The sequence below is a fragment of the Solibacillus sp. FSL R7-0668 genome, from assembly GCF_038006205.1.
Classification (GTDB): domain Bacteria; phylum Bacillota; class Bacilli; order Bacillales_A; family Planococcaceae; genus Solibacillus.
Window position 1 is genome coordinate 1,437,600 of record NZ_JBBOUU010000001.1, and the last position, 25,327, is coordinate 1,462,926.

The window sequence follows — 25,327 nt, forward strand, 5'->3', positions numbered from 1 at the left end:
CCAGCCTTTTCTTTATAATGAAACTATAAAGTAGACATAAGGGATTAAAAATGGACAATTTTACTGAATATGTCCGCTTTTAAGTGGTGATGCAAATGATCAATTTATTGAAATTATGGGCTTTAAATTCAGAAACATTAGCCATTCATGACATTGCTGAGTATTTACATTTAAGTGTGAAACAAACGGCTCGAAATTTAAAAAAGTATGAGCAGCAAGGTTGGCTAACATATACACCTGGTAGAGGGAGAGGAAATAAATCAAAAATAATTTGGCATAAAGACGGTGAAGAAATTGTAGAGGAAATTTTAAATGACCCGAAATTATCACGTGCAATCTTAAAAAGTTTAGATGTTGAACCGTTGCCTGAAGCGCTCGTTACAACCATCTTTTCATCACTGTTTTTCAAACAAATTCATATGCCAAATAAATTAACGATACCAATTTATAATACACAACTAACCATAAATCCACTTTCAGTCATTGATACAGAATCAGCTTGGATTGTCTCGCATCTATTTAGCAGATTAGTTGATGAACATGGTAAAGGGGATTTGGCTTACCACTGGGAGCAAAGAAAAGGGAAGTTTATTTTTTATTTGAGGTCCAATCTTTATTGGCATACAGGACAACCAATGAAGATGCATCAAATTGTTGATTCGCTCTTAAAGTCCTTTAATCATGTAAGCTATAGGCAATATCGAGCAAAGTTAAGGGACATTCACTATTCAAATCAAAATCTAATAGTTGATTATGAAGGCAATTTACAGGAGCTTTTATTAGTACTTGCTCAAATTGAATTTTCTATACAGTACGATGGGGTATTTTCTGGTGCATTTGCAATAAAGCAAACTGCAGCAAATGAATATTTATTAACGGCAAACCCAAATTATCATCTAGGAAAACCAATTATATGCAATATTATGCTTCAGACAATTCCTTCTCAACTAATAAGGAAAATATCGTCTACAGCTGTGTATGAAAACAATTGGTCTGAAGAGCTAGAGTATGGGGGCACATTTTACCTTTATTATAAATCAGAAGTTTTAAAGCAACGGGAACAGCAATTACAGCATTTTTTCTTTCGGTTTGCAAACGAGGTTACTCGATTAGATGAGACGAAAATTGCTCTTCATAGTAACCTAATTGATGTTGTAATTCCTTTAGCATCATTGAAAGTGGGTTATGTTGTCAATAAAGAAAAGTTTGTCGATTTATTAAGTACAATTGGTAGTCCATTTATACAAGTTGATCATTTAACGGTGGAAGATGCTCAAATTGCAGAGAAACTGGTAGAATATGATTGCTTAATTGTTCCAATATACCCCGATTCATTGGAGTATTCTAAAGATAGCTTTGAAACGATTTTTACTAGTAAAGTTGCTTTATATGACTCTTATCGTAAAATGTATTATCCGAAAAATTTTATTCGAAAAGGGCATGATTTGTTCGGCTATCCGAATTTGAAGGAAAGTTATTTAATTGAATAGTTCCATAGATAGAAGGAAACACAAGAAACAAGTAAGAGAAGCTTGTTTCTTGTGCTTAGAAGCGGTGAATTATAAAAATCTTGGTAAATTATCATTGCGAAGTTAACGTTTTGGCAGTTGTAGTTCACCCAACGCCTCTATAAAATTCGCTTTTGAAATCGGTCCGAGTGAATCAATATGACCGTTAAAGAATTGCTTGATCATATAGTTTTCAAGTGCTTTCATGTCAACAACTTCTGCTTGCAATAACAGCTGCATATAAGCGATGAAAAAGGGTTTCGATTTGTTGCCGGAATGGTGTATTCGCATCAGTTTTGCCCCGCAAAAGCTTTAATCCGCGCTTCAATCGCATTGCGCACCGTTTGGAAAACAAGCCATTTTTCTTCGTGAGTTCCAGTTGCTTTCGCTGGGTCGTCAAAGCCCCAATGTTCGCGGCGGATAGGAGGCGGCGTCATGGGACATTTATCCGCTGCATCCCCGCAGAGTGTGACGATGAGCGTGGCATTGTTTAAAATGGCTTCGTCAATGATGTCTGAAGTTTGGTTGGAGATATCGACACCTACCTCTGCCATTGCCTTGACAGCATTGGGATTTAGGCCGTGAGCTTCAATACCGGCACTTTGTACGTCCCAATCTGGTAAATATTTTTTCGCAAATCCTTCTGCCATCTGTGAGCGACAGGAATTGCCGGTACATAAGAAGCAAATCGTTTTCTTCATAAAGTTAGGCTCCTAATAAAGTAATAATGATAGATACAGTCCGAGTAATGTCATGAATAAAATCGGAATCGTTAACACAATGCCGGTTTTAAAGTACGTGCCCCAAGAGATTTTGATGCCTTTTTCACTGAGCACATAGAGCCAAACGAGCGTGGCAAGAGAACCGATTGGTGTAATTTTTGGACCTAAATCCGAACCAATGACATTGGCGTAAATCAAAGCATCCTTTACAGCCCCATGTGTAGAGGTTTCTGCAATTGCTAGCGCATTGATCATGACAGTTGGTAAATTGTTCATGATGCTCGATAAAAATGCAGCTAAAAAGCCCATTCCCATTGTGGCGAATAAGAGGCCTTGATTAGCCGTCCATTCAATTAATTCGGCTAAATAGTTTGTTAAGCCCGCGTTGCCGAGACCGTATACAACAACATACATACCGATAGAGAAAAAGACAATATTCCAAGGTGCCCCTTTTAACACCTTTTTCGTGTCAACGGCTGGACGATTTCGCGCGAGCACTAATGTTATCATGGTAATAATTCCTGCAATGAGGGAAACCGGTACACCTAAGGATTCACTTGAAAAGTAACCAATTACCAATAACAAAAGAATCGGCCAAGCCCATTTGAATAGAAAGGGATCTTTAATCGCTAGCTTTGGTTCTTTTAATAATGCATGTGAAAACTGCTTTGGAATCGATTTATGGAAATAGAGGAGTAGCACTGAAATCGTCGCAATAATCGAGAATAAGTTTGGTATCACCATGCGTAGTGCATAATCAACAAAGCCGATTCCAAAAAAGTCTGCAGAAACAATATTCACTAGGTTACTAACAACAAACGGCAAGCTTGTTGTATCAGCAATAAAGCCGCTCGCCATAATGAATGGGAAAATAATCTGTTCTTTAAATTGCAAATGGCGTACCATCGCAAGAACAATCGGCGTTAAAATAAGTGCAGCGCCATCATTAGCGAAAAGCGCGGCAACAATCGCCCCGAGTAAACTGATGTAAATGAAAAGCTTGATGCCACTTCCTTTCGCGATTCTTGCCATATGTAGTGCAGCCCATTCAAATAAGCCGATCTCATCTAATATAAGTGAAATAATAATGATAGCGATAAATGATAATGTTGCATTCCATGTAATGTCAATAACCGTTGCAACATCTGAAAAATTGACAACGCCGCATAATAGAGCAATCGTAGCTCCTGCCATCGCTGACCACCCAATATTTAAGTTTTTTGGCTGCCATATTACGAAAATTAATGTCACGATAAAGATAATGCTTGCTAGTAAGAACATGATGACCCCTCACAACGACATCCTGTAGTAGGAAGTTCATTTAACACAGCATTTACTACTTCAGGTAATGACTCTGCCAAACGATAATATTTCCAAATGCCGTTTTTTCTTTCTAAAATAATGCCAGCTTCTTTTAATTTTTTTAGCTGTTGACTCACTGCTGGCTGCGAGATTTGAAGCACCTCGACCAAATCACAAACACAGACCTCACCATTTTTCAGGCAAGAAAGTAGCGTCAGTCGGTTTTTATCTGCTAATGCTTTCAACTGTTTTTCAAGTATATGTAGCTCCATTGCTTCCTCCTAACTAAGTAAGTGCTTATATAAGGTAGCATAATTGAATATATAAGTAAATTCTTATATTGTTTATTGGAAGAAACTTGGGTTTTATTAGAACGTTTCGGGTACTTATTAGAAAAATTGACAAGGATATTAGAAACGCTACTTTTTTACAGTAGCTTAGCATTTAACACCACGTCGTAGTAAGACTTAAGTATTTAGCAAAGTCATATGGTTATCTACATTCAAACTGATTTATAATAAAAATAGAACAATTTCAGGAGGATAAGTTATTATGGAAAAAGTGACGCCATTTTTAATGTTCCAAGAGGGAAATGCAGAAGAGGCAATGAATTTTTATACATCCATTATTGAGGATTCAGCTATTACACATATTACTCGGTACGGAGCAAATGACGCTGGTGGAGATGAAGGAACGGTGATGCAGGCTACTTTTACGTTAAAGGGGCAAGAGTTTATGTGCATTGACAGTAATATTAAACATCAGTTTACCTTTACGCCTTCATTCTCAATTTATCTTACATGTGATTCCGAGGCAGAGCTGGACAATCTGTACGAGCAGCTAATTGAAGGCGGCCAAGCACTTATGCCTGTAAACAATTACGGCTTCAGTAAAAAATTCGGCTGGATCAATGATCGTTTTGGCGTTTCATGGCAAATTAATTTACCTTAAAATATAGTTAAGAACCGCCTATTTTCAAGTGAAATAGGCGGTTCTTTTGAATAAATAAAATTAAAACCCTAACTTGCTTGTTCGCGGTTTATTTTAGTTTACTTCAATCTCAATATGCTCAAACGCTTCCACATCAAATAACCCCGTATCCGTTAATTTCAATGAAGGAATAACTGGTAACGCCAGGAATGACAGTGTTAAAAATAGATGGAATGATAAGGTTGGATGCAAACTATGCAATGCTTCATGAACGGCATGTAACTCATCTGTTGCTACGGTTGCATCGACATTGGTCATAATACCACCGATCGGCAGGGCCATCTGTGCTAACACCTTCCCGTCTTTCACGACAACAAGTCCGCCTTGCATTGCTTGAAGTGCATTGAGCGCAGCTGCCATATCTTCATCATTTGTCCCAACAACAATGGCGTTGTGTGAATCATGTGAAACGGTTGTCGCTACAGCACCTGCCTGTAGCCCAAGTCCGTGAACGATGGCAACACTTTTTGTACCACGCTGTAAATGGCGCTCGAATACGGCGATTTTCAAGAAATCCTTGTCCGTATTGGCGACGAATTCCCCATCCATAACATCAACATGGGCAGTTAATTTCTTTGTAATAATCTGATGCGGAATGACTTCGATAATGTTCACAAGTGATTGTGATAAGTTCAGCTTGAAATCTTCTGCTTTGATTTCTGGTAAATGCACCGATTGTAAAATGCTTGCTGGTACGGCTGTTTGACGTGCTGAAGGTAATAGCATTTCACCATTTTCGGCAACCTTTTCCCCGCGCTTCCACACGGCGGCAATTTTCATCGTTTCAAGGTCATCCAGTAGGACAAAATCTGCTTGGAAGCCTGCTGCTAATGCACCTAAATGATGCAGTCGGTAACATTCCGCAGCGTTTAGTGATGCCAATTGAATCGCTTGTAACGGGTCCATGCCATCTTTTATAACCATTGCGATGGAGGCGTTAATCGTTCCTTCGTCAATGATTTCATCTAAATGCTTATCATCTGTACAGAAAGCAAAGCGTCGGGCATTTTGCGTAGTAACTGCTGGTAAAATGGCACGTACATTTTTAGCGGCTGAGCCTTCACGCATTAACACATACATACCTTGTGTGACACGTTCAATTGCTTCTTCTGCGCTTACACATTCGTGGTCGGTATGAATGCTCGCAGCGCGGTAGCCGGTAATTTGTTTGGCGTTTAGTCCGGCTGCGTGACCATCGATAATCATGTTGTTGTCAAGGCCGAGCTGAATTTTAGCAAGCATATCCTCCTCACCATTTAATACTGCTGCAAAATCCATGACCTCCGCTAAGCCAAGTACTTGCTCCTCCTTTGTAAAGGGTGCTAAGTCTACAGCTTTTAATGTTGCGCCTGCATGCTCAAAGCTTGTCGCAGGGACGCTTGAAGGGAGCATATAATAAATGTCCATGAGTGCATGGCGCGCTTCATCAATCATATAGGAAAGTCCTGTCGTTCCGGCAACATTGGCAATTTCATGAGGATCTGTGATAGCGGTTGTGACACCATGTGGTAATAAAATGCGGCTAAATTGTTCGGGTGTTAACATCGATGATTCAATATGGATATGCGCATCAATTAGTCCTGGAATACAGTAACGTCCCTTCGCATCTTCCTCGTGCTTTGCCTGATACTTACCTTCCGTATCCACCGCGATAATCCGTCCATTGGCGACGACTAAGTCTGCTTTTTTCCATTGTAATAAAAACACATCGGCAATCATTGCATTGCGTAAAATAAAATCCGCTTCGATTTTGTGCTGTGATATGGCAATTAAATTTTTCATAGTGTGACCCCCAAGTAGTTTTTGAAATTCTATCGCATTCTTTAGATGAGTGCAAATAAAGTTACATAGAAAATGAAGAAATCTTGATTAGTATGAGGAATAGTGTATATGTACTACCTAATAATACTCGTCTTCGTATTGAGTATTTTTTTGTTTTAATGTGATTTCTTTTGAAACCATCACAGTTTCCTTTACAAAATGATAAAAATTTTCTGAGTAAACCTTTTTTATCACTCAATCGTTACAAGATTATGTAGAAAAAAGTCCTATTTGAGACAAAGTGTGGTTAGTTCATTTATAATATTATGATGTTATGTGAAATGGGTAATTATTATTTAATGGAATTGCGATGTTAAATAATTAGTAGACAAGGGTGTGGAAATTCAATGTCTAACGGTTATTGACAATTCCAACCGTTACAAAAAAGGAGACTAGGTATGATTGTTGTTGATAAAAAAAGCTATAAGATGGCTATTGATGAAACGAAGCGCCTGTTAAGTGTGCAAATACTTGGCCTATTGAGAGAAGCAGATACAGAGGAATATTTGCAAGATTTACAGGAAACGATTCAGAAAGTGAACCGCTCGAATTATACGTTTATGGTGGATGCTACGTACCAAACGCCATCACCATCAAAAGTTGCAGCAGAACTGGATAATATTATGCTCTTTTATTCTTCCCTCGGCTTTAAGGACATTGTTATTGTGAAGCCAAAGTCGAAAATTGCGCAAGTTCAAATTCGAAATGCACTAGAGCGTATTGACTTTAACGGGACATTTATTGAAAGCAAGTAATACAAAGTTCGAATGATATAGGTAGTAAGTATCTAGTTGGTTATTTGAAGAAAAAAGGAGTATCAAAGATGGAGTTTATAATGTTAGGCATCCTAGTTATTTTATTAGGCACAACGATTTACTTTGCCTATCGTGTAATGACGATTAAAAAGCAAGTAGCTATGTTTGAGCAAATGTTGGATGATTTAGGCAGTGAACAAGGTGGTGCGGCTTTGAACCGTCTAAATGAAAGTGGAAAGGGCAATCAATTTGTGACTTTTATCAATCGTTTACGTGATGGTTTTACAATGTTTGCGACGAATGTTTTACAGAAAAGTGTTCATTTAGCCGAGCATGGTGAATACGCGGCGGAAAAGGCAGATATTGTACGTGCTGCAATTGATGAGGTAGGACGCGGACTAGATAAGCAATTAACTGCAACAGAAGAAAGTTCAGTGGCGATGGAGGATATTACACAAGCCATTGAAGAATTATCTGTACGCTCAAATGAAATTTCAGAGCAGTCGAATATGACGTTACAGTTAACAGAGGCTGGGAATGAAAAGCTCCAAGTATCATTGACGAAGATGACGCAATTTAATGATACGATTCATACCACATTTGATGCGATTCATAATCTTGGAGAGAAGTCGCATGAAATCGGCAATATTGTGAAGGTCATTACAGGGATTTCAGATCAAATTAACTTATTAGCGTTAAATGCAGCAATCGAGGCTGCTCGTGCAGGTGAGCATGGAAAGGGTTTCGCGGTAGTAGCCGATGAAGTACGTAAGCTAGCTGAGCAATCTCGCCATTCTGCTTCAGAGGTATCTAGTATCGTAAAAAATATTCAAGTAGAAACCGACAAAGTGATCACTTCCATGCAACAAGGAACAGAGGAATTTGAGGATGCCAATACAACGATTGATGAAGTTGGCACGATGTTTGGGCGAATTTTAGAAACAACAAAAGTTATTGCGGAAAACAATGCAAATTCTTCTGCTAGTACAGAGGAATTATCATCAAGCTCGATTCAAATTATGACATCGATTAAAGAAATTGCGGAAATCTCAAAGGAATCGGTAGAAATGTTTGAAGAACTCATGGAAATTAATGATGAAGAGCTCCATACGATGGACAAACTATTAAAAGAAGTGGAAGCATTAGTCGAAATGAAAGCCGATACAGACAAGCTGTTGCAATCATTCAAGCAAGATTCACAGCAGGTGGCGTAGTTGATGGGGGAGGGCATATAATGCGCTTCCTTTTTCATTTGACGAAAGTAGGGCATGTCCGTTAACTTTAATAGTAAAAATGGAGGGATTAGATATGGCATTAACAACAGAGCAAAAGCAGCAATTATTCACTACATTACAGCAGCGTTTTGAAAAAAATCCACAGCGTCACGAGGGCATTGAATGGGCGCAAGTGGAGGAGAAGCTAGAAAATGCACCCGATAAGCTATGGTCATTATCGCAAATGGAAGAAACAGCCGGGGAGCCGGATATTATCGGTACAACGGAAGACGGCGCTTTCCTTTTCATGGACTGCGCAAAGGAAAGTCCAAAAGGCCGTCGTAGTGTGTGCTATGATCGCGCGGCGTTAGAGGCACGAAAAAATCACCCACCGGCAACAAGTGCGATGGATCTTGTGAAGGAAATGGGTATTGAGATGGCGACGGAGGAACAGTACCGCGCCCTACAGCTATTAGGTGAATTTGATTTGAAATCATCGAGCTGGATAGCAACACCAGACAACATTCGTCAGCTCGGTGGTGCACTGTTTTGCGATCGTCGCTATAATACAGTGTTCGTTTATCATAACGGAGCCGATTCCTACTATGCAGCACGAGGTTTCCGTGGGGTATTAACTGTATAACAAGAAGGTAGCAGCGTTATGGCGTTGCTACCTTTTTTTATACGATCATTGAATGGTTTAGGGTTTTGATTCGAGTAGGTTTAATAAATCGTGATGTTAGGGGGGAGCGTGTTTATTAGAAAAAATGTGTGATATATTAGAACATTTCACCATTTTATTAGAAAAAACAGCCGTTATATTAGAAAATCACGATAATTTGCGGTTCATTCGATGGTTATAGAGATAATGAAGCTATTCTAAATAATGGTCCTATGCAAGATTACGCTCGCATAGAATTTCTTGTACGATCGGTGCATACCGGGCACACTCAAAAAAGAGCCGCGCATCCTTAACGAATACGCGACCATCTACAAGTGTTTGTGCACTTAATACATATTATTTCGTTCTTAATTTTTCAATCTCTTCTATTGATAGACCTGTAGCTTTTGTAATGGTTTCTAAATCAAGATGTAGAGGAAGTAATTCTTTCGCTACTTTTAAAACGCCTTCTTCAAACCCTTCTTCAAGACTTTTCTCACGCACATCAGCTAATCGAGCTTCCTCATCTAAAATCGCTTTTAACCGAGATTGGTAGGCGATAATAGTCTCTGGTGTTTGACTTAGGATTTTCCACGCATTAAAAGCTTCTAATAGGGTTTCATCTTTCACAGCTAACGCCTCCAATTCTTATAATTCCTTGCTTAAAAACATAATGCGTTCAATTTCCTCAAAGCCATTTTTCTTATAGAAGGCTTCGGCAGGGATGCCTCTGTCCGTTAGTAATGTAATATTTTGAATGGCATGTGGTTTTAGCTCATTCACTAGTTGACTTAATAATGCTGTTCCGACACCAGCATGTTGTTTTTGTGACGCTACACACATTTCATTAATGAAAAATTCGTTGCCACTCCACCATGCGTGGCGAACGCCAAAGATAAATCCGACAATTTCATCATGCTCAAAAGCTAATAGCCCTAGAAAGCCAGGCGTATGCGTAAATTCCGTTAAATAGCTCGTAGCGTTTTCGAGCGTCCATTCATCGTTCCAAGGGGCACTATTGAATACTTCGATAAATGTCTTTGTGCAATTTTCTAAATCTTGTTCCGTAAATTGTTTAAATTCCATTGATTAGCTGCTCCTTTGTGCATTGGCTAATTATAAGTATAAGTGAAAGAAGTGATGCACTGTATAGAATTTGCTGAATTAAGGTAAATATATTTACAATTATCTCCTATTTCGTTACTATTATGTCATACGATATATCGCGAGACATAATAGTGAGGTGATGGAAATGTCTTATAGTGGTGGACCGATGACCGAGGCGATGTATTATGTGCTGCTTGCGCTCATGCGTCCGAATCATGGCTATCAGCTGATGCATGCCATCGGAGAAGTTTCGCGCGGACGAATGCAAATGGGACCAGGAACACTTTACGGCGTTTTGTCGCGAATGCAAAAAGATGGGCTCATTGCATTAGCTAATAATGATGGACGACGCAAAACCTATGAAATTACAGTGGACGGGAAAGCAGCGCTACTTAGTGAATACCGTCGATTGCAGGCTGTTTTAGAAGATAGTCGGTTATTGGAGGAGGGGATAGCGAATGACTAAGATTGTGCGAAAGTTGCATTTTAATGATAGTTGGAACATCTTAAGAGATGAAAGCTGGTATACGCATATGGCACAGCAAGGTCTATTCTTGAAGAACAAGGGCAAGTTCTTTACTTACTTTGAACAACGACCTAGTCAAAATATGAAATACCGTATTGAGGTTTCGAAAAAAGCGTTAGAGGATGCACAAATTGATTTTTATGAAACGTCAGGATGGGATTATGTAACGAGCTATCATTATTTTCATGTTTTTTGTTCGCCAGCTGAATTGAACGCACCAGAAATTCATACTGATCCGACACAACAGGCGGTTACATTGAAACAATTAAATAACCGTTTAATGACGAGCTTACTTATGTTAATTACAGTTATTGTTTTTAATTTAGCAATGACCTGGGCAATTTTCTTTTTAGATGGAACCGCTGTGTATCAGCTTGTGCAAGGGACATCAGCAAGCCAACTTTTAATGCAAGTGGTACTATTTTTACTTATGATACAAATGGCGCAAGCGGTTTTGTCGATACGACGCTTAAAAATCAATTTACAAAGCGGTATAGCGTTAGTGCATGATAGGCCGTGGCAGAAAAAATCTTGGCTACAGTCTAGCTTGATTATCGGGTATTTTCTTATTGCGCTATTATCTTGTTGTATTTCATTTTTACAAATTTACTTATCAGAACGTGGGACTTTAACAGAACAGGATACGCGTTTTCCAGCGGTGAGTTTAGCTGCGGTTGAGGGAAATCCAGCGCTTACACTTGAAGAAAGCTGGCATCGTGGTATCAATTACGGTAGTATGTATGATAAATCATGGAGCCCACTAGCACCAACACAGTATTCCGTTCGCCAGTCTGGCATTGTGCCAAATAAGCTATGGACGGGTGAAAATAGCGAGTATTCACCTTCAATTGATACGGAATTTTATGAAGTGAGCTTTGAATTTTTAGCACGACCATTAGCACGTGATTTAATGAAGTGGTACGACTTTGGTGATGGCAGACTGTATTCAAAAGTAGCTGATTCAAGATTCGATGTGCTGTATACACGTGAGGATTATCCAATGCTTGAAATTGCGGCACACAAAGGAAAAATGGTTGTCTATGTACGCTATTTCGGGGATGCAAAGAAGGGTCAAGTCATTGAGCAAGTGGCGACTTTTTTGGCATCAGGAAGCAACTGGTAAAAGATTAATAATAATTTACAAAAAATTCATACTGCACTAATAACCTTGCTTCATAATAAAAACTATTAGTTATTAGAAGAAGGTGTCACTTTGAAAGTACTAGCCGCAACAAAACCAACTTCATTTTTTAATGGCAATCCATTTCTTTACTGGCAGCGTTTATACGCACTAAAAAAAATTATGGCACACGATAAAATGAAGACTTTTTTTCAACCGATTTACGATGTACAGGCAAATCAAACAATGGGCTTTGAAGCATTAAACCGCCCCGATAATTTTACTTGCTTTGATAATACAGATGATTTTTATGAATTTGTTGGACAAACAAAGAATGTCTATTTATTTGAGCGTTTTTGCCGCAATTTATCGATTCGTCGTTATTGTGAAAAAATAAAAAAAGGCATAGACGCTCAAGATTTTACTTTATTTATTAATATTCATCCTGATATTTTGCTCGATAAAAACTATCATAGTGGCGAAACGCTTGCTTCTTTAAAATCCTTTGGCATTTCCCCGAAGCAAGTTGTTTTTGAATTGACGGAACGTAGTGCGGTTACTGACTTTCAAGAGTTTTCTCGGGTGCTCTCACATTACCGCAAGCAAGGGTACCGAATCGCGGTAGATGATGTAGGCTCAGGCTATAATAGTTTAAAAACGCTTATTTATTTAAAGCCGGAGTTTATCAAAATTGACCGTTCGTTAATTACAAACATCGATACCGAAGTGCCACAGCAGCAATTATTATCGGTATTATTAAATTATGCCAACCAATCCGAAACAAAGGTGATTGCAGAAGGTATTGAACGAATGGAAGAATACGAATACATACGCGAGGCAGGAGTTCATTTTGCACAAGGCTATGCGATTGGGCGTCCAAATGAACAGCTAAATGAAGCAAGTGTACCGCTTCATCGTAAATAGATTTGAAAGTGAGTTGGACAATCTATGTTAACTATTGGTCATATTGTGGAAGAGGCCGAATGGATTGATGAACAGGTAAAAAATAAAGAGGTCAATCAAAAGTTCGTTCAGCAGCCTTCACTTCGGGGGATTGTGATCGTAAAGGACCACACGCCAGTCGGTCATATCCCGCGCGCCCATTTCTATCAGAAAATTGGAACGCTATATGGCTATAATTTATATATGGGTCGTGCGAACACACTTTTAGCAAAGACCAACCCGTTAATAATTGATGCGAATGTCAGCCTTGGAGATGCGAGTAAGCTGGCAATGGAGCGCAATGAGGAAGATTTATATGACGATTTGATTGTCACAGAAAATGATCGCTTTATTGGAATCGTTAGTGTACGAACATTATTATTAAAATTAGCAGAAGCAGAAATTTCGCGGGCAAGTGCACTCAATCCGCTTAGCGGGCTACCAGGAAATCGAATAATTGATATAAAAATAAATGATGTATTAAATGCCCAAAGCTTTTCACTCATGTATATTGACGTAGACCGCTTTAAAATCTTCAATGACTTATACGGATTTAATCGGGGCGATAAAGTTTTGTTGTATTTAACAGAGATATTAAAGCAATGTGTACCGTCACCAGATGATTTTCTTGGTCATATTGGGGGCGATGACTTTGTTATTATTGTTCCTCATTTTGAAGTAACCGCTCTTTGCGAAAGTATTCTTTGGCATTTCCAACAAAAAATCCATCAATTTTTTGATGAACAGCATTTAGCAAATCCACCACTTGTAAAAGATCGCAATGGGGAAGAAATTTTGTTGGAGCCGATGACGCTATCGATTGCCGTTGTCTCAAATGAGCAGCAAACCTTTGCAAATGAATATGAGCTTTCTCATGCAGTAGCTCAAGTGAAAAAGCTATGTAAAATGCAGGACAACAACTGTATGATCATTCACAATCCGGCGCTCGCTATGTAAGTAAAGTGAGTGTCTTTTTCTGTTTTCAAAAAAGTTTGATGGAAAAGTATTGACAATTCATGTGTATTACATGCATAATACAGATGAGCAGGTGTATGAAGTGCTTAATACATTTTTTTGTGCGTAATGTATTAAGTGAGTAATACGCTTTGAACAGTTATTTTTTTAGTTATAGTGTATGAAGCTATTAATACAGAGAAAGAGGTGGTGAGGTTAATGGAAGTGAAATTTAATAATCGGGACCCTGTCTATGTGCAGGTCATTCGCCATTTTAAGGAGCAAATTGCGAAGGGGCTTTATGCACCAGGGCAGGAAATTCCGTCCCGACGTGAGCTAGCCAATCAGCTCAAAATTAACCCGAATACGGTGCAGCGTGCCTATAAAGAAATGGAGGAGCAGCAATTGATTTATACAGAAGGAAATTTGCCAAGTTGTATTACGAAAGATGAGGATGTATTAAAAGGGGTACGTCACGAATTAATTAGTGAAGCAGTGCATGTTTTTGTGAATTCTATTAAGTCGATTAATGCGCCACTCCCTGAAGTAATCGAGCTCGTGCAGAAGCAGTATGAGGAGGGTGAGGCACGTGATTGAAGTAAAGCATGTGTATAAAAAATTTAAGCGTAAACAGGTACTCAAAGATATGAGCTTCACCGCTGAAAAAGGGCAAATTACGTGTTTGATTGGTATTAATGGTGCGGGTAAAACAACGATTATGAAGTCTATCATGGCATTAACGCCAATCGACAGCGGTGAAATTTTAATTGATGGGCAAAAAATCAGTAAAGAGGCGTATGAAAAAATCACCTATATCCCAGATCGCCTAACGATGCTACCAAGCTATACAATTGCTCAGGCATTTCAGTTTATGGCAGACTTTTATAAAACGTGGAATAAGCAGCGTGCAACAGAGCTATTGGCATTCTTCAAGCTGGAGCCTTCAGAAAAAATATCAAGCTTATCAAAGGGGAATGCTGCGAAGGTCAATTTACTGCTCGGGCTCGCTTTAGATGTGGATTATATTTTAATGGATGAACCGTTTTCAGGGATAGATATTTTCTCACGTGAACAAATTGCGGAGGTATTTACAAGCCATTTAATCGAAAATCGTGGGGTTATTATTACGACACACGAAATAAATGACATTGAGCATTTGATTGATAAGGCTGTATTAATAGGCAATGGTACGGTGTTAAAGCAGATTGATGTGGAAGAAACCCGTGAAGTGGATGGGAAATCTGTTGTAGATATTATGAGGGAGGTGTATGTCGGATGAGTTACATCAAACTCGTTAACTTTGAAGTACAGCGCTTTTTTAAGTTTTTAGTAGCTTTAATTGTCATTGTTGGGACTACACAAGTGATTGCGGCTTTTTTATCGGCTAAGAGTTTTAAGGATCACGCCGAAAGAGTAATGCAACAAGAAAATCTGTTAGCGCAAGAATTTGCTTTAAACTACGGGAACGGGACCTACACAATTATGAACTTTTTGAATTTTAGTTTATTCCAGTTGTCGATTATGTTTGCAGCAGCGATGCTATTGATTTATATCTTTTTTATTTGGTATCGTGATTGGTTTGGGAAATCTTCGTTTATTTATCGTTTATTAATGCTACCAACAGAACGCCGCAATGTCTATTTTGCCAAGCTAACAGCCATTTTATTATTTGTTTTTAGTCTCGTTGGGATGCAGGTACTATTAATCGAAGTTGCGGAGCTCATCATGAAGTGGATGATTCCAGCCGAGCTGATTTTAGAGAGCGGAGTTATTACTACGTATTCTCATGAATTAATGTCAATATTCTTTCCCCAAACAATTGTTCACTTTTTAGCGAGCTATGGATTGGGTACAGCAATTGTTGCTATGTTATTTACGGCGATTTTAATTGAACGAAGCTATCATTTGAAAGGGATTTTCATGGCTGGATTTTATCTAGTACTTTCACTAGCTTTGTTAATGATACCCGTATTTATTGGTGGCTATAATAACTATTTTTATACAAGCGAGCTATTAATGATAGTTGCATGTATGGCGCTGATTGTTTTTGTAATGGCAGTAGTCATTGCCAATTATTTATTGAAGCGAAAAATTAATGTGTAGGGAGGGGAAATGATGAAAAAATATTGGTCATTAATTATTATTGTAACCGTAATTGTTGCGACACTTGCTACGCATTACATACAGATGGCGAGTGCTTCCAATAATGAATATCAAGTAACCTTTGAAAAAATTACCGGTGATGAGCGTTATGTCAATAATCTTGTGATCGAGGGTAATATTGACAATGATGGAAATTATCAATATACCCCAGTCGTATTTTCAAATGGAAAAATGAAAGCCCAAAGCTATTCGTTTTATGAGCGTCCAATATCACTTATGTATAAACGAATGATTGATGAGCATAAAAGCTTCATGCGCGGTAAAACACTTGATGCCGATCGTTTTTATGAGGATGAGGAACAGCTTGTTTATGTGAGTGTGCCTGATAATATTTGGGAATTAGCTGTTGGGGATGATTTAATTTATGAGGTAGATATCTTAAATAAGGCCGATGACAGTGTACAATCGTTTACTGTTAAAAGTAAGCTAGAAGCAGCTGCAAATTGGATTAGGCTAGAGCATATTGATATCATTGGCAATGAATTAAAATTTGTCGCGAATCTTTCGAACGGAAATGGTAATGAAAAAGCTTACCTCACAACGGTTGATATGAAGAGTCAGCAAGTAACAAGTAATACTATGATTGAAATGATTTATAGTGAGGAAGCAATTCAGAGTAAGGAATCCATTCGAATGAGCATAAACTTTTATGGTGATTATAATAATATAACATCTGAAAAATATTTAGTATATGGTATTAGTGAGTATGATACAAGATCTGATCAAATGAATATACTTTCACAGCAATTTAAAGTGCTGGATTTAGAAACAAATGAGGTCGAGCCATTTGATCTACCAAAAGAGATCTTAGCTGATGAAAGACGTATGTTCGTACGAGATCATCAATTTATTTGTGCGAGTATTATCGATGGTCAGATTATCGTGAATCGTTATAATTTAGGGCAAAAGCAATGGCTAGAACCACTTACATTGGATGCACCATATGAAATATTGCCACTTGCGTTATTTAATATGCAAATGACGAATGATAAGCTCTATATTACAGCACAAGCAGCTGAGGGCCAGCTATTGTTTATTATTGATTCGGAATCAGCAGCAACCTTATACAGTGGGTTAATCAAGCCTGCTTCAGGAAGTCAGAAGTTTACGTTGGCAATGGATCGGTTTTATGAAGAATTAGATTGATAGGAAATTGAAAAGGCATCGGAGCTATTTTTCTCCGGTGTTTTTTTGTGTAATCATGATGGATTTCCAAATTATCCAAAATATAAGAATGTATTGCAATCAAACTCAAAATACGCGAAAATTTTAGTAGCATATTAAAAATAACTTATGGGATGGTGTTTTAAATGTGGGAGCAGCAACTAATTGAAACTGAAAATGGTGTATTTGAAGTGTTTAGTTCGGGGGAAGGAGAGCCAATTTGTATCACACATTTATATAGTGAGTTTAATGCAAATGGCAATCGATTTGCGGAGATGTTTCAGCCTTATTATAAGGTGTATTTAGTGAATTTGCGTGGATGTGGTCATTCAACGGATGATTTAAGTAACTATAATTATAGTATGCAAGATAGTGTGAAGGATTTAGAAGCTATTCGTAAAGCGCTACATATAGATACATGGGGATTTGCCGGACATTCGACAGGAGGCATGCTTGCGTTAAAATATGCAATCATGAATCCTAAAAGCTTAGAATTTATTGTAGCTGGTGGTCTTTGTGCTTCTTCGGATTATATGCGTCATGTTGGTAGTATGTATTGTAAGGAAAATCCGAATAACAAGCGCATTTTAGAAATATTGGCGATGCTGAAAGATCCAGCTTCTACAATAGAAGATCGACGCGCGGGTTCAAAGGAATGGGCGCTTATGTCGCTCTATCAAGAACATAGCTATGACAATATGGTGAGTCGTCCTAATAGCGGGAAAACGGTGTCAAAAAGGCTAGATTACTTTTCGTATGAGGAGCTACCGAGCTATGATTTACGCCCACAGCTACCAGAAGTAAAAACGAGAGCCTATATATACGGCGGGTTATATGATGCACAATGTCCCTATGAATATGCAGAGGAAGCAGCACAACTTCTTGGCAATGCAACACTTATGACCTTTAACGAAAGCAATCATCACCCATGTATTGAGGAAGAAGAAGCATTTGTGCAGTTTGTAAAAGGAATCTTTAATGAGCAGTTAACAAGTGTGGGGAAGCACGAATAATTATTACCGGGGAAATAATTTGAAACATTCGAAATATTGAGATTTATGAAATGCGAGTGGTGGGCTGTAACAGGAATTTATTTTTAAATAGATCTTAATACGACATTAAAGAAGAGGAACGATGATGATTATTCGCAACTATACAGAAAAAGATGAACAAGGATGGCTACGTTGCCGTGTATTGTCCTTTTTAAATACGGCTTACTTTGATAATGTGTTAAACAAAAAAGAAATCTATGAAAATCCATCAATTGAATTGGTAGCAGAAAAGGACAATCAAATTGTAGGTTTGTTAGATATCGAATACGAGCAAGAGCCAAAAACAGTTTGTACTGCGAAAGAAAAGAATGGTGGGATGATTTGGCATATCGCCGTACATCCAGATTATCAACGACAAGGCATTGGGGAGCGCTTACTTGAAACGGCCATTCAAGAAGCTAAAAAATTCAATTTACAATACCTAGAAGCATGGACGAGGGATGATATTTGGGTACAGCAGTGGTATGAAAAAATGGAGTTTGAGCTATCGAGTTCTTATTATCATTTGTTTATCGAAGGAAATGAGTTGAACGGCACTGTAAATACTGAGGTAAATAATTTATATCCAGTTACGCTGTTTGCTCATTATACAGGTGAGGATTTGGCAGCGTTTCAAAATGTAAAACGAAAACATGAATGCGTTTGCTATGTAAAAGAAATCTAATTAAGAGGACATATTTATGAAAATTCAAAAATTCAATTTAGAAACAGAAGATTTAGTCGAGTTACTCTGTTCAAATGAATGGGCATTTCATTCGAACACAAAGATTGATCAGGATGCGGTACGGCAGGCTGTGAAGAAGGGCTACTATGCGGATGGACGCGAGACGTTTTGGATTATTTTTAATGGTCAAAAGGTCGGAATTATTATAATAGAGGATATTGATGATACGATTCCATTATTTGATCTCCGTCTTACGAAAAATGCGCGAGGTAATGGACTCGGTGTAAAGGTATTGCACTGGTTAAAGGATTATCTTTATGGTGAAAAAAATAAAATTCGCATAGAGGGCTATACGAGAGCGGATAATTTGGCGATGCGAAAATGCTTTACCAATGCGGGTTTTGTAAAGGAAGGCTATTTGCGAAATGCTTGGGAAAATGAGGACGGGACCATTTCAGACACGGTCTTATATGCCTCGATTTTTGAAGATTGGCAGCAAAATAAAATGACGCCTACGAAATTGAATGAATATCCCTTTTAAAATAGCATTTTTAGGTGGAAATTTTTACATCCTCTTTATAGAATTGAATTAACGTTAGCTAAATATAGGGGGTGTTTGTTTTGTGGGATGGAAATATTACAACAACTATTACAGCAACAATGAGCTGGGGAATTATTTTAATGCTTGTTTTGAACGTATATCGTAAGCAAGCTGAAAAAGTAGCGTTATGGAAGATACTAATAGCCTATATTATTGGTTTGGTTTCATTTTCTATTTCATTTCAATATTTTGGAGAAGGATTAAAAATAGCCATTTTACCGCTTGGTGTATGGCTTTTATTTGCGGTGTTATACCGTCGTAAAAGCTGGCAACGATATCGGAAATTCGCTTGGCTTGGATTTTTATCTAACTTCATTTTTTTAGGTAGTGCGTTCATTTCTATTCCGATTCATCATTGGATTTATCCGCAAAACGAGCTGAATACGTTTGTCACCGATTTATCTGATGCTACAATCATCGTAACGCATCCTTCAGGAAACGCACAGGTACAATTAACTCCACAAGCTGCTGAGGCATTGGAGCAGCCACAACAAGGATATATTGACAGTATTGAATGGTACAATGAATTAGCTTTTCAGGAGCCAACAGATCGACAGGAGAAATTTCCATATCTATTATTAGGTACAACAGCTAGATGGGGGAGTGGCTACAAGCCGACTGTATTTCTCGAACGGGATGGAAAAGGGCTGCTCATTACAACGGAAAAAAAGCAGCTTTATTTTCGAACGCCGCAGTCTTTGTTAAGCGAGGTTACTTCACATGACTAAAAAGCGTGTGTTTTTCGGAGTGGCCATAATTGTTTTAATTCTTGCAGGCTATTATCTTTATTTAACGTTAAAGCCACCAACAGCATTTTTAACAGATGAACAATTAATCACGGAGCTAAATCGTTATGACCAGAAGTTGCAAACAGAAGTGATTGTAAATAAGCAACAGCTGGATGCGCGTCATTATTATGTGCCTATTGAACTGAAGGATGGCAAGAGTGGTATGAGCTTTTGGAAATGGTATCGAGGGGATTGGAAGCTTCTTCAAATAACAACGCATCCATTTTTACGCTGGCAATTGGATGACAAGGATGCGTCGACGATTCATTTTGTGTGGCATCAACAAAGTAAGCAAGAGTCAACATTACCAATTTACTTAATAGCTGACCGAAGCTACCATGTTAGCAATGATGTCCATCGCTATGAGCCCAGAGTCCAGCTAGAAAGCGCGATTTCTGTAACGGCATACGGGGCTAAGCGTATTCCTTCAGAATGGGCTACTATTATGACGTCTACTAATCAGCCATTTATACAAGATAAGTTTGATTTTTTCCAACCATATCAGGGGGAGCGCTACACGATCTACGCACAATATCTTGACATTTTTTCTGTGCCAAGTAATAGAAGTTATTTAGTCGATCATGCAAAGTCTACGTTTGACTATGTGATGCATATTGAGAGGTATCAATTGGAGTAAGGCATAGGCATAGAAAGTTTAAGGTAAACATCCAGAGCGCTTAAGAGTAGAAGCTAGCTCATATTAACGGGGGACGACGAAGTGGATAACATTATACTAGAAAACGATTTCGTACAATTAAGACCGATTGAACGGACGGATATTGAGGCAATAACAGTAGCTGCAAATGATGCGCGAATTTGGACACATATGTCGGTCACTTTACTAGATCATACGGCGGTAGAAAATTATGTTGAAAAAGCAATCGAAGAACGGGAAAAAGGGATTTCCTATATGTTTGTAATCTGCGAAAAGGCGAGTGGAAAGCTTGTTGGCTGTACATCGTTTTTAGATATTTCACTCTCACATCAGCGTTTAGAAATTGGGTCTACTTGGTATCATCCGAGCGTTTGGCGCACAGCGATTAATACCAATTGTAAGTTTTTATTATTACAGCATTGCTTTGAAAGCTTACAGTTAAACCGGGTGCAAATTAAAACAGGCCACGAAAATGAACGCTCACAGCAAGCGATTGAACGAATTGGCGCGCAAAAGGAAGGCATTTTACGCAATCATATGATTAAAAAGGATGGCACGATTCGTCATACGGTCATGTATAGCATCGTTTTAGAAGATTGGCAGCAGGTGAAAGCGAGATTTGTTGATCAGTTATTATAAAAGCAACATTTACATTAAATACCCGTTACATATCGACGTAACGGGTATTTAATATTCACAATTATTATATTAGTTCATACTATAAAGAACAAAATTTCACTAGCAACTTATTGATTAATCACAAAATTTCATGCCTTTTCTCACAAATTGTGATGTAAATAAGAACATTGTCGTGTTATTAGAAGTGAATTCCGCTACAATAGTAAAAGATATATTATTAAGATACTATCGGTAAAATTATAGTAGGTGAATATTTTGGAACGAACAAAAACATATATCAGTGTAGATATTGAGGCCGCGCTTATCCGTGGGAAGCAATATATTATTGAAATTGGCGCGGTCAAATGGCTACCAGACGGCACTACGGAGACATTTACACAGCTGATCCAGCCCTATAAATTCAAAAAATTAAATGCCCATATTCAACAGCTCACAGGTATTAAGACCGAGCAATTACTGGATGCCCCATCTTTTAAAGAGGCTTTTTATAAGTTCAAACGCTGGTGTAAGCAAGATTATGTATTTTTAACATTTGGCGAATTTGATCGTAAAGTGCTAGAAGAAGAGCTCACACGCAATTACATAAACAAAGATTGTCTCTATCCAATAATTGATTTCCAGCAAAAATATATGATTGCCCAAGGGATTAAAGAACAGCCTTCATTAGGCGGGCTAATGGAGCAGCTAGGATTAGAAATTGAAACGCAGCACCGCGCTTTAGCAGATGCGGATAGTTTATTGGCAATTTTTAAAGCGGTAAATGGCGTCAATATTATTGAGCAGCAACAGACTAATGAATTTACCTTGTTTTTAACGAATTTCCGCATGCTGGAATCAACCTATGATCTTGTCATGTCCGTGACAAACTGCTCGGTTATTAATGGCCAGGTACAGGTGCATGCTATGAATACCTTCCGCGAAGAGCTACCCTATACTGTGCAAAAAATTGAACGTACGCAAGAAGATGGAGAGGTACAGATAAGCGAAAAAGTTTCCATTCAATCTAGTCCAGGCGCAAAGTTATTTTTACAGCAACTTGCGGAGGATGTACCAGGGAAGATATTAATTTCTCGTTCTGCCTTACGCTCGGTATCAAAAATATTAAAATTACATCATGTCACATTGCCTAAAACAGAAGTGATGACATTAACACATATTATGAAGACCGAAGAAATGGTCGCGAAATTTAACTTAGTAGATGAATCCACGCACTCGTTTGAAGCCAAACTCATGCGTTTAATCCGTAAGTTTGAGCAAGCTTTCGTGGACGAGTTTTATAAACGTGCGTTAATCGAGAAGCAAGCCGTTGAAGTGTAGGGGGTATTTAGGGGAAAGTTTCACTTTATCCCGTGCACACGTTACGCTATGATAGTAAAGTAAGAAATTCACTAGCGGGAAATATAAAGGAGAATAGTTTATGTCAACATGGATTGGAATCGACACAGGGGGTACGTTGACAAAGCTTGCGTATTTAAATGAACAACAAGAGCTTACATTAACAGTCTTTCCATCAAACGAACTGGATCTTGTAAAAGAGTGGTTAGAGCAGCATCCTCAAGTAGAAGAAATCGGATTAACAGGTGGCCGTACTGAGCAATTACGTGATGTGTTAAACACGATGAAGTCGATTGAATATATTGTAGAATTTGAAGCAACTTTAAAGGGTGTGCGCTACTTACTGGAGAAAGAGGGCCATACCATCGAACAAAGTATCATTACGAATATTGGTACAGGTACGTCAATTCACTATATGGACGGCAATCAGCATATGCGTGTGGGTGGCACAGGAATTGGTGGCGGTACATTAATCGGTTTAGCGACCATTATGACAGGGATTACGGACTTTGATGAGATTAAATCACATGCATCCTTAGGGCAGCGTGGAGCAATTGATTTACTAGTCAAGGACATTTACCAAGGCATGGACACACCGCTTGATGGCAATTTAACGGCGAGTAATTTTGGGAAAGTAGGCATTACCGAGCAAGCCAATTTTGCTCAAAGTGACATATTGGCAACAACGCAGGGGCTAGTGGGTGAAGTAATTACAACATTAAGTATACAGCTAGCCGAGCAGCATAATGCCGAGCACATTGTTTACATAGGCTCTACATTATCAAACAATGAGCAAATGAAGCAGGTCATTGAATATTATACCGTCTTGAAAAAGCATACACCGATTTTCTTATCAGATTTCGGATTTTCTGGTGCAATTGGGGCGCTGATCAATATTCGCGAGCATACTAAAAATTAAATCGAAAGCATTTAAGCTAATTTATTTAGTTTGAATGCTTTTTTGCTGTTTACAAAAAACTTCGAGAGGCGTACTATTAATCAAGTAGTTATTTAACTAGGTAAATAAATGGAGGGTGATTACGATGAATCCATTATTTCATCTGTTATTTCAAAAAAACCGTCAGCTTGTTAATCATTTAAATGAAGCGCTTAAGGAACATGGACTATTTCATTCACAATGGTCGATTCTGTTTTTGCTGCATGAAAAGGGACCAATGTCGCTCACGGAAATTTGGAAGTATTTAAACGTTGAAGCGCCAACGATTACGCGTACAGTTACACGCTTACAAACATTGGGCTGGATTGAACGGATAGACGGTGTGGATAAACGAGAGAAAATTGTTGCGCTTTCTGTTTATGCATGTGAGCAATTTCCGCATATAGAGGCTTCCGTTTTGGCGTTTGAGGCCAATATGACGCGTCAGCTTTCCGAGCAAGAGCAACAACAGCTGATGGCATTAATAAAAAAGTTAGAAGGTTAAGAGAATGGAACAACGAATTTTTACAAAACGTTTTATCAGTCTATTTTTTACAAATATGGCGGTGTTTTTCGTATTTTATGGTCTCGTGACAACGTTGCCACTTTATGCAATGGGGGTATTAGGAAAATCGGATGATGCGTCGGGATTACTTGTGACGGTCTTCCTGCTATCGGCGATTATCATGCGCCCGTTTAGTGGGAAACTACTAGATATGTTTGGGAAGAAACGATTATTAGTCATTAGTATCGTATTTTATTTACTTTGTACGGTGCTATATGTCTTTTTTAAACCCTATGTGCTCCTACTGGCATTGCGTTTTTCCCAGGGGATTTGGTTTAGTATTGCTACGACTGCGGCTGGTTCGCTTGCTGCTGATATTGTCCCGGCAAATAAAAAGGGGACAGGGCTTGGTTATTTTACAATGTCCACGAATTTAGCGGTCGTATTAGGCCCATTCTTTGGTTTACTAATCGTGCAATATGCGAGCTTTGATCTGTTGTTTATTGTGCTTTCGGTCATTGTTCTAATTGGTGCATTGCTTGCCTTAACGCTACAAACACATGATTTACCTAAGCCAGCATATGTTGAGCGCAATTTTAAATTTGGTTTTCATGATTTATTTGAGAAAAAGGCATTACCACTTGCGGCGCTTGCGAGTTTAATTGCCTTTGCTTATGCGAGTGTACTGTCGTTTTTATCGTTATATGCAGAGCAACAAAATTTACTCGCTGCAGCTAGTTATTTTTATGCGGTATTTGCGGCAGCAATGATTTCGATTCGTCCGCTTACGGGGAAAATATATGACACATTCGGTGCGAAGTATATTATTATTCCATCGTTCTTTTTATTTGCGATGGGGCTTGTCATTTTAGCAAATGCGAGTCATACGTGGATCTTTTTAATTTCGGCGGCATTTATTGGTGTGGGCTACGGTACATTAACGACAAGCTTTCAATCACTATGTATTCAATCAACAACTCCTCAACGGACTGGTTATGCGACAGCTACTTATTTCACACTATTTGATTTAGGGATTGCACTCGGGTCCTATGTGCTTGGGATTGTTGCGGTTACGTTAAGTTATACGATGGTCTATTATTTATCGGCCTTGTTGTTAATGCTTGTTTTTGTAATGTATATGCTATTTTATGTGCAAAGAAAAGCAAATGTGTAATACGGAAGGGAGTGTCCCAGAATTATTT

30 protein-coding genes are annotated in these 25,327 nt (G+C 38.4%); 23 read left to right on the forward strand and 7 right to left on the reverse strand.

From position 1 onward, the window contains the following. Nucleotides 1-95: 95 nt before the first annotated feature. Nucleotides 96-1,490, forward strand: a complete 1,395-nt coding sequence (locus tag MKX47_RS06825; protein WP_340772372.1) for an SgrR family transcriptional regulator — start codon at nt 96-98, stop codon at nt 1,488-1,490. A 102-nt stretch (nt 1,491-1,592) separates the two neighbouring features. On the opposite strand, the gene MKX47_RS06830 is transcribed toward MKX47_RS06825, so the two are convergent. From MKX47_RS06830 to MKX47_RS06845, 4 genes are read right to left on the reverse strand one after another with little or no spacing between them, the layout of a single operon-like run. Beyond that, entirely contained in the window at nt 1,593-1,799 is a 207-nt protein-coding gene (locus MKX47_RS06830) for a hypothetical protein (protein WP_340772373.1), read from the reverse strand. After that, nucleotides 1,799-2,209, reverse strand: coding sequence for an arsenate reductase (thioredoxin) (gene arsC / locus MKX47_RS06835; protein WP_340772374.1), 411 nt, complete (start codon nt 2,207-2,209; stop codon nt 1,799-1,801). The genes MKX47_RS06830 and arsC overlap by 1 nt, the downstream gene beginning before the upstream one ends. Before the next feature lie 12 nt (nt 2,210-2,221). Further along, on the reverse strand, nt 2,222-3,511 hold the full coding sequence (locus MKX47_RS06840) for an arsenic transporter (protein WP_340772375.1): 1,290 nt from the start codon (nt 3,509-3,511) through the stop codon (nt 2,222-2,224). Beyond that, the gene (locus tag MKX47_RS06845) at nt 3,499-3,804 is read right to left on the reverse strand and encodes an ArsR/SmtB family transcription factor (RefSeq protein WP_340772376.1); all 306 of its coding nucleotides are present in this window, start codon (nt 3,802-3,804) and stop codon (nt 3,499-3,501) included. Before MKX47_RS06845 ends, MKX47_RS06840 begins: the two co-directional genes overlap by 13 nt. 280 nt (nt 3,805-4,084) lie before the next feature. Here MKX47_RS06845 and MKX47_RS06850 point away from each other — a divergent pair, with 280 nt between their 5' ends. Further along, nucleotides 4,085-4,483, forward strand: a complete 399-nt coding sequence (locus MKX47_RS06850) for a VOC family protein (protein WP_340772377.1) — start codon at nt 4,085-4,087, stop codon at nt 4,481-4,483. 93 nt (nt 4,484-4,576) lie between these two features. Here the strand turns inward: MKX47_RS06850 and ade are convergent, their stop codons facing one another. Continuing rightward, complete coding sequence (gene ade, locus MKX47_RS06855; RefSeq protein WP_340772378.1) at nt 4,577-6,304, reverse strand: adenine deaminase; 1,728 nt, start codon at nt 6,302-6,304, stop codon at nt 4,577-4,579. A 437-nt stretch (nt 6,305-6,741) separates the two neighbouring features. Between ade and MKX47_RS06860 the strand changes: the two genes are divergently transcribed. From MKX47_RS06860 to MKX47_RS06870, 3 genes are all read left to right on the forward strand, one after another. Further along, the gene (locus MKX47_RS06860) at nt 6,742-7,098 is read left to right on the forward strand and encodes a hypothetical protein (RefSeq protein ID WP_340772379.1); all 357 of its coding nucleotides are present in this window, start codon (nt 6,742-6,744) and stop codon (nt 7,096-7,098) included. 68 nt (nt 7,099-7,166) lie between these two features. Further along, nucleotides 7,167-8,312: a methyl-accepting chemotaxis protein gene (locus tag MKX47_RS06865; RefSeq protein ID WP_340772380.1), complete on the forward strand. Its 1,146-nt coding sequence runs from the start codon at nt 7,167-7,169 to the stop codon at nt 8,310-8,312. A 94-nt stretch (nt 8,313-8,406) separates the two neighbouring features. Continuing rightward, nucleotides 8,407-8,955, forward strand: a complete 549-nt coding sequence (locus MKX47_RS06870; RefSeq protein WP_340772381.1) for a DUF4256 domain-containing protein — start codon at nt 8,407-8,409, stop codon at nt 8,953-8,955. Between the two features lie 375 nt (nt 8,956-9,330). Here the strand turns inward: MKX47_RS06870 and MKX47_RS06875 are convergent, their stop codons facing one another. Next, entirely contained in the window at nt 9,331-9,603 is a 273-nt protein-coding gene (locus MKX47_RS06875; RefSeq protein ID WP_340772382.1) for a hypothetical protein, read from the reverse strand. Nucleotides 9,604-9,621: 18 nt separating this feature from the next. Beyond that, the gene (locus MKX47_RS06880; RefSeq protein WP_340772383.1) at nt 9,622-10,059 is read right to left on the reverse strand and encodes a GNAT family N-acetyltransferase; all 438 of its coding nucleotides are present in this window, start codon (nt 10,057-10,059) and stop codon (nt 9,622-9,624) included. 166 nt (nt 10,060-10,225) lie between these two features. On the opposite strand from MKX47_RS06880, the gene MKX47_RS06885 reads away from it, so the two are divergent. From MKX47_RS06885 to MKX47_RS06970, 18 genes are all read left to right on the forward strand, one after another. Beyond that, nucleotides 10,226-10,546, forward strand: coding sequence for a PadR family transcriptional regulator (locus tag MKX47_RS06885; protein WP_340772384.1), 321 nt, complete (start codon nt 10,226-10,228; stop codon nt 10,544-10,546). Next, nucleotides 10,539-11,729, forward strand: a complete 1,191-nt coding sequence (locus tag MKX47_RS06890) for a DUF2812 domain-containing protein (protein ID WP_340772385.1) — start codon at nt 10,539-10,541, stop codon at nt 11,727-11,729. Before MKX47_RS06885 ends, MKX47_RS06890 begins: the two co-directional genes overlap by 8 nt. Nucleotides 11,730-11,819: 90 nt before the next feature. After that, nucleotides 11,820-12,650, forward strand: coding sequence for an EAL domain-containing protein (locus MKX47_RS06895; RefSeq protein ID WP_340772386.1), 831 nt, complete (start codon nt 11,820-11,822; stop codon nt 12,648-12,650). 24 nt (nt 12,651-12,674) lie between these two features. After that, entirely contained in the window at nt 12,675-13,625 is a 951-nt protein-coding gene (locus MKX47_RS06900; protein ID WP_340772387.1) for a GGDEF domain-containing protein, read from the forward strand. Between the two features lie 216 nt (nt 13,626-13,841). Continuing rightward, nucleotides 13,842-14,219, forward strand: coding sequence for a GntR family transcriptional regulator (locus MKX47_RS06905; protein ID WP_340772388.1), 378 nt, complete (start codon nt 13,842-13,844; stop codon nt 14,217-14,219). Continuing rightward, nucleotides 14,212-14,901: an ABC transporter ATP-binding protein gene (locus MKX47_RS06910; protein ID WP_340772389.1), complete on the forward strand. Its 690-nt coding sequence runs from the start codon at nt 14,212-14,214 to the stop codon at nt 14,899-14,901. The genes MKX47_RS06905 and MKX47_RS06910 overlap by 8 nt, the downstream gene beginning before the upstream one ends. Further along, entirely contained in the window at nt 14,898-15,725 is an 828-nt protein-coding gene (locus MKX47_RS06915; RefSeq protein ID WP_340772390.1) for a hypothetical protein, read from the forward strand. Before MKX47_RS06910 ends, MKX47_RS06915 begins: the two co-directional genes overlap by 4 nt. 12 nt (nt 15,726-15,737) lie before the next feature. After that, nucleotides 15,738-16,931, forward strand: a complete 1,194-nt coding sequence (locus tag MKX47_RS06920; RefSeq protein ID WP_340772391.1) for a hypothetical protein — start codon at nt 15,738-15,740, stop codon at nt 16,929-16,931. 164 nt (nt 16,932-17,095) lie between these two features. Further along, complete coding sequence (locus tag MKX47_RS06925) at nt 17,096-17,962, forward strand: alpha/beta fold hydrolase (protein WP_340772392.1); 867 nt, start codon at nt 17,096-17,098, stop codon at nt 17,960-17,962. A gap of 124 nt (nt 17,963-18,086) precedes the next feature. Continuing rightward, nucleotides 18,087-18,665 carry a GNAT family N-acetyltransferase gene (locus MKX47_RS06930; protein ID WP_340777734.1) on the forward strand — a complete coding sequence of 193 codons (579 nt, stop codon included), beginning with the start codon at nt 18,087-18,089 and terminating at the stop codon, nt 18,663-18,665. Between the two features lie 16 nt (nt 18,666-18,681). Next, a complete protein-coding gene (locus tag MKX47_RS06935) occupies nt 18,682-19,206 on the forward strand; it encodes a GNAT family N-acetyltransferase (protein ID WP_340772393.1) in 525 nt (174 codons plus the stop codon). Between the two features lie 80 nt (nt 19,207-19,286). Beyond that, the gene (locus MKX47_RS06940; RefSeq protein WP_340772394.1) at nt 19,287-19,994 is read left to right on the forward strand and encodes a hypothetical protein; all 708 of its coding nucleotides are present in this window, start codon (nt 19,287-19,289) and stop codon (nt 19,992-19,994) included. After that, nucleotides 19,987-20,691: a hypothetical protein gene (locus tag MKX47_RS06945; RefSeq protein ID WP_340772395.1), complete on the forward strand. Its 705-nt coding sequence runs from the start codon at nt 19,987-19,989 to the stop codon at nt 20,689-20,691. Before MKX47_RS06940 ends, MKX47_RS06945 begins: the two co-directional genes overlap by 8 nt. Before the next feature lie 81 nt (nt 20,692-20,772). Beyond that, nucleotides 20,773-21,348, forward strand: coding sequence for a GNAT family N-acetyltransferase (locus MKX47_RS06950; RefSeq protein WP_340772396.1), 576 nt, complete (start codon nt 20,773-20,775; stop codon nt 21,346-21,348). Between the two features lie 246 nt (nt 21,349-21,594). Beyond that, the gene (locus MKX47_RS06955) at nt 21,595-22,665 is read left to right on the forward strand and encodes a 3'-5' exonuclease (RefSeq protein WP_340772397.1); all 1,071 of its coding nucleotides are present in this window, start codon (nt 21,595-21,597) and stop codon (nt 22,663-22,665) included. A gap of 100 nt (nt 22,666-22,765) precedes the next feature. Then, nucleotides 22,766-23,602, forward strand: coding sequence for a type II pantothenate kinase (coaW, locus tag MKX47_RS06960; protein WP_340772398.1), 837 nt, complete (start codon nt 22,766-22,768; stop codon nt 23,600-23,602). 124 nt (nt 23,603-23,726) lie between these two features. Next, a complete protein-coding gene (locus tag MKX47_RS06965; protein WP_340772399.1) occupies nt 23,727-24,125 on the forward strand; it encodes a MarR family winged helix-turn-helix transcriptional regulator in 399 nt (132 codons plus the stop codon). A gap of 4 nt (nt 24,126-24,129) precedes the next feature. Further along, complete coding sequence (locus MKX47_RS06970; RefSeq protein WP_340772400.1) at nt 24,130-25,299, forward strand: MFS transporter; 1,170 nt, start codon at nt 24,130-24,132, stop codon at nt 25,297-25,299. Nucleotides 25,300-25,327 lie beyond the last annotated feature (28 nt).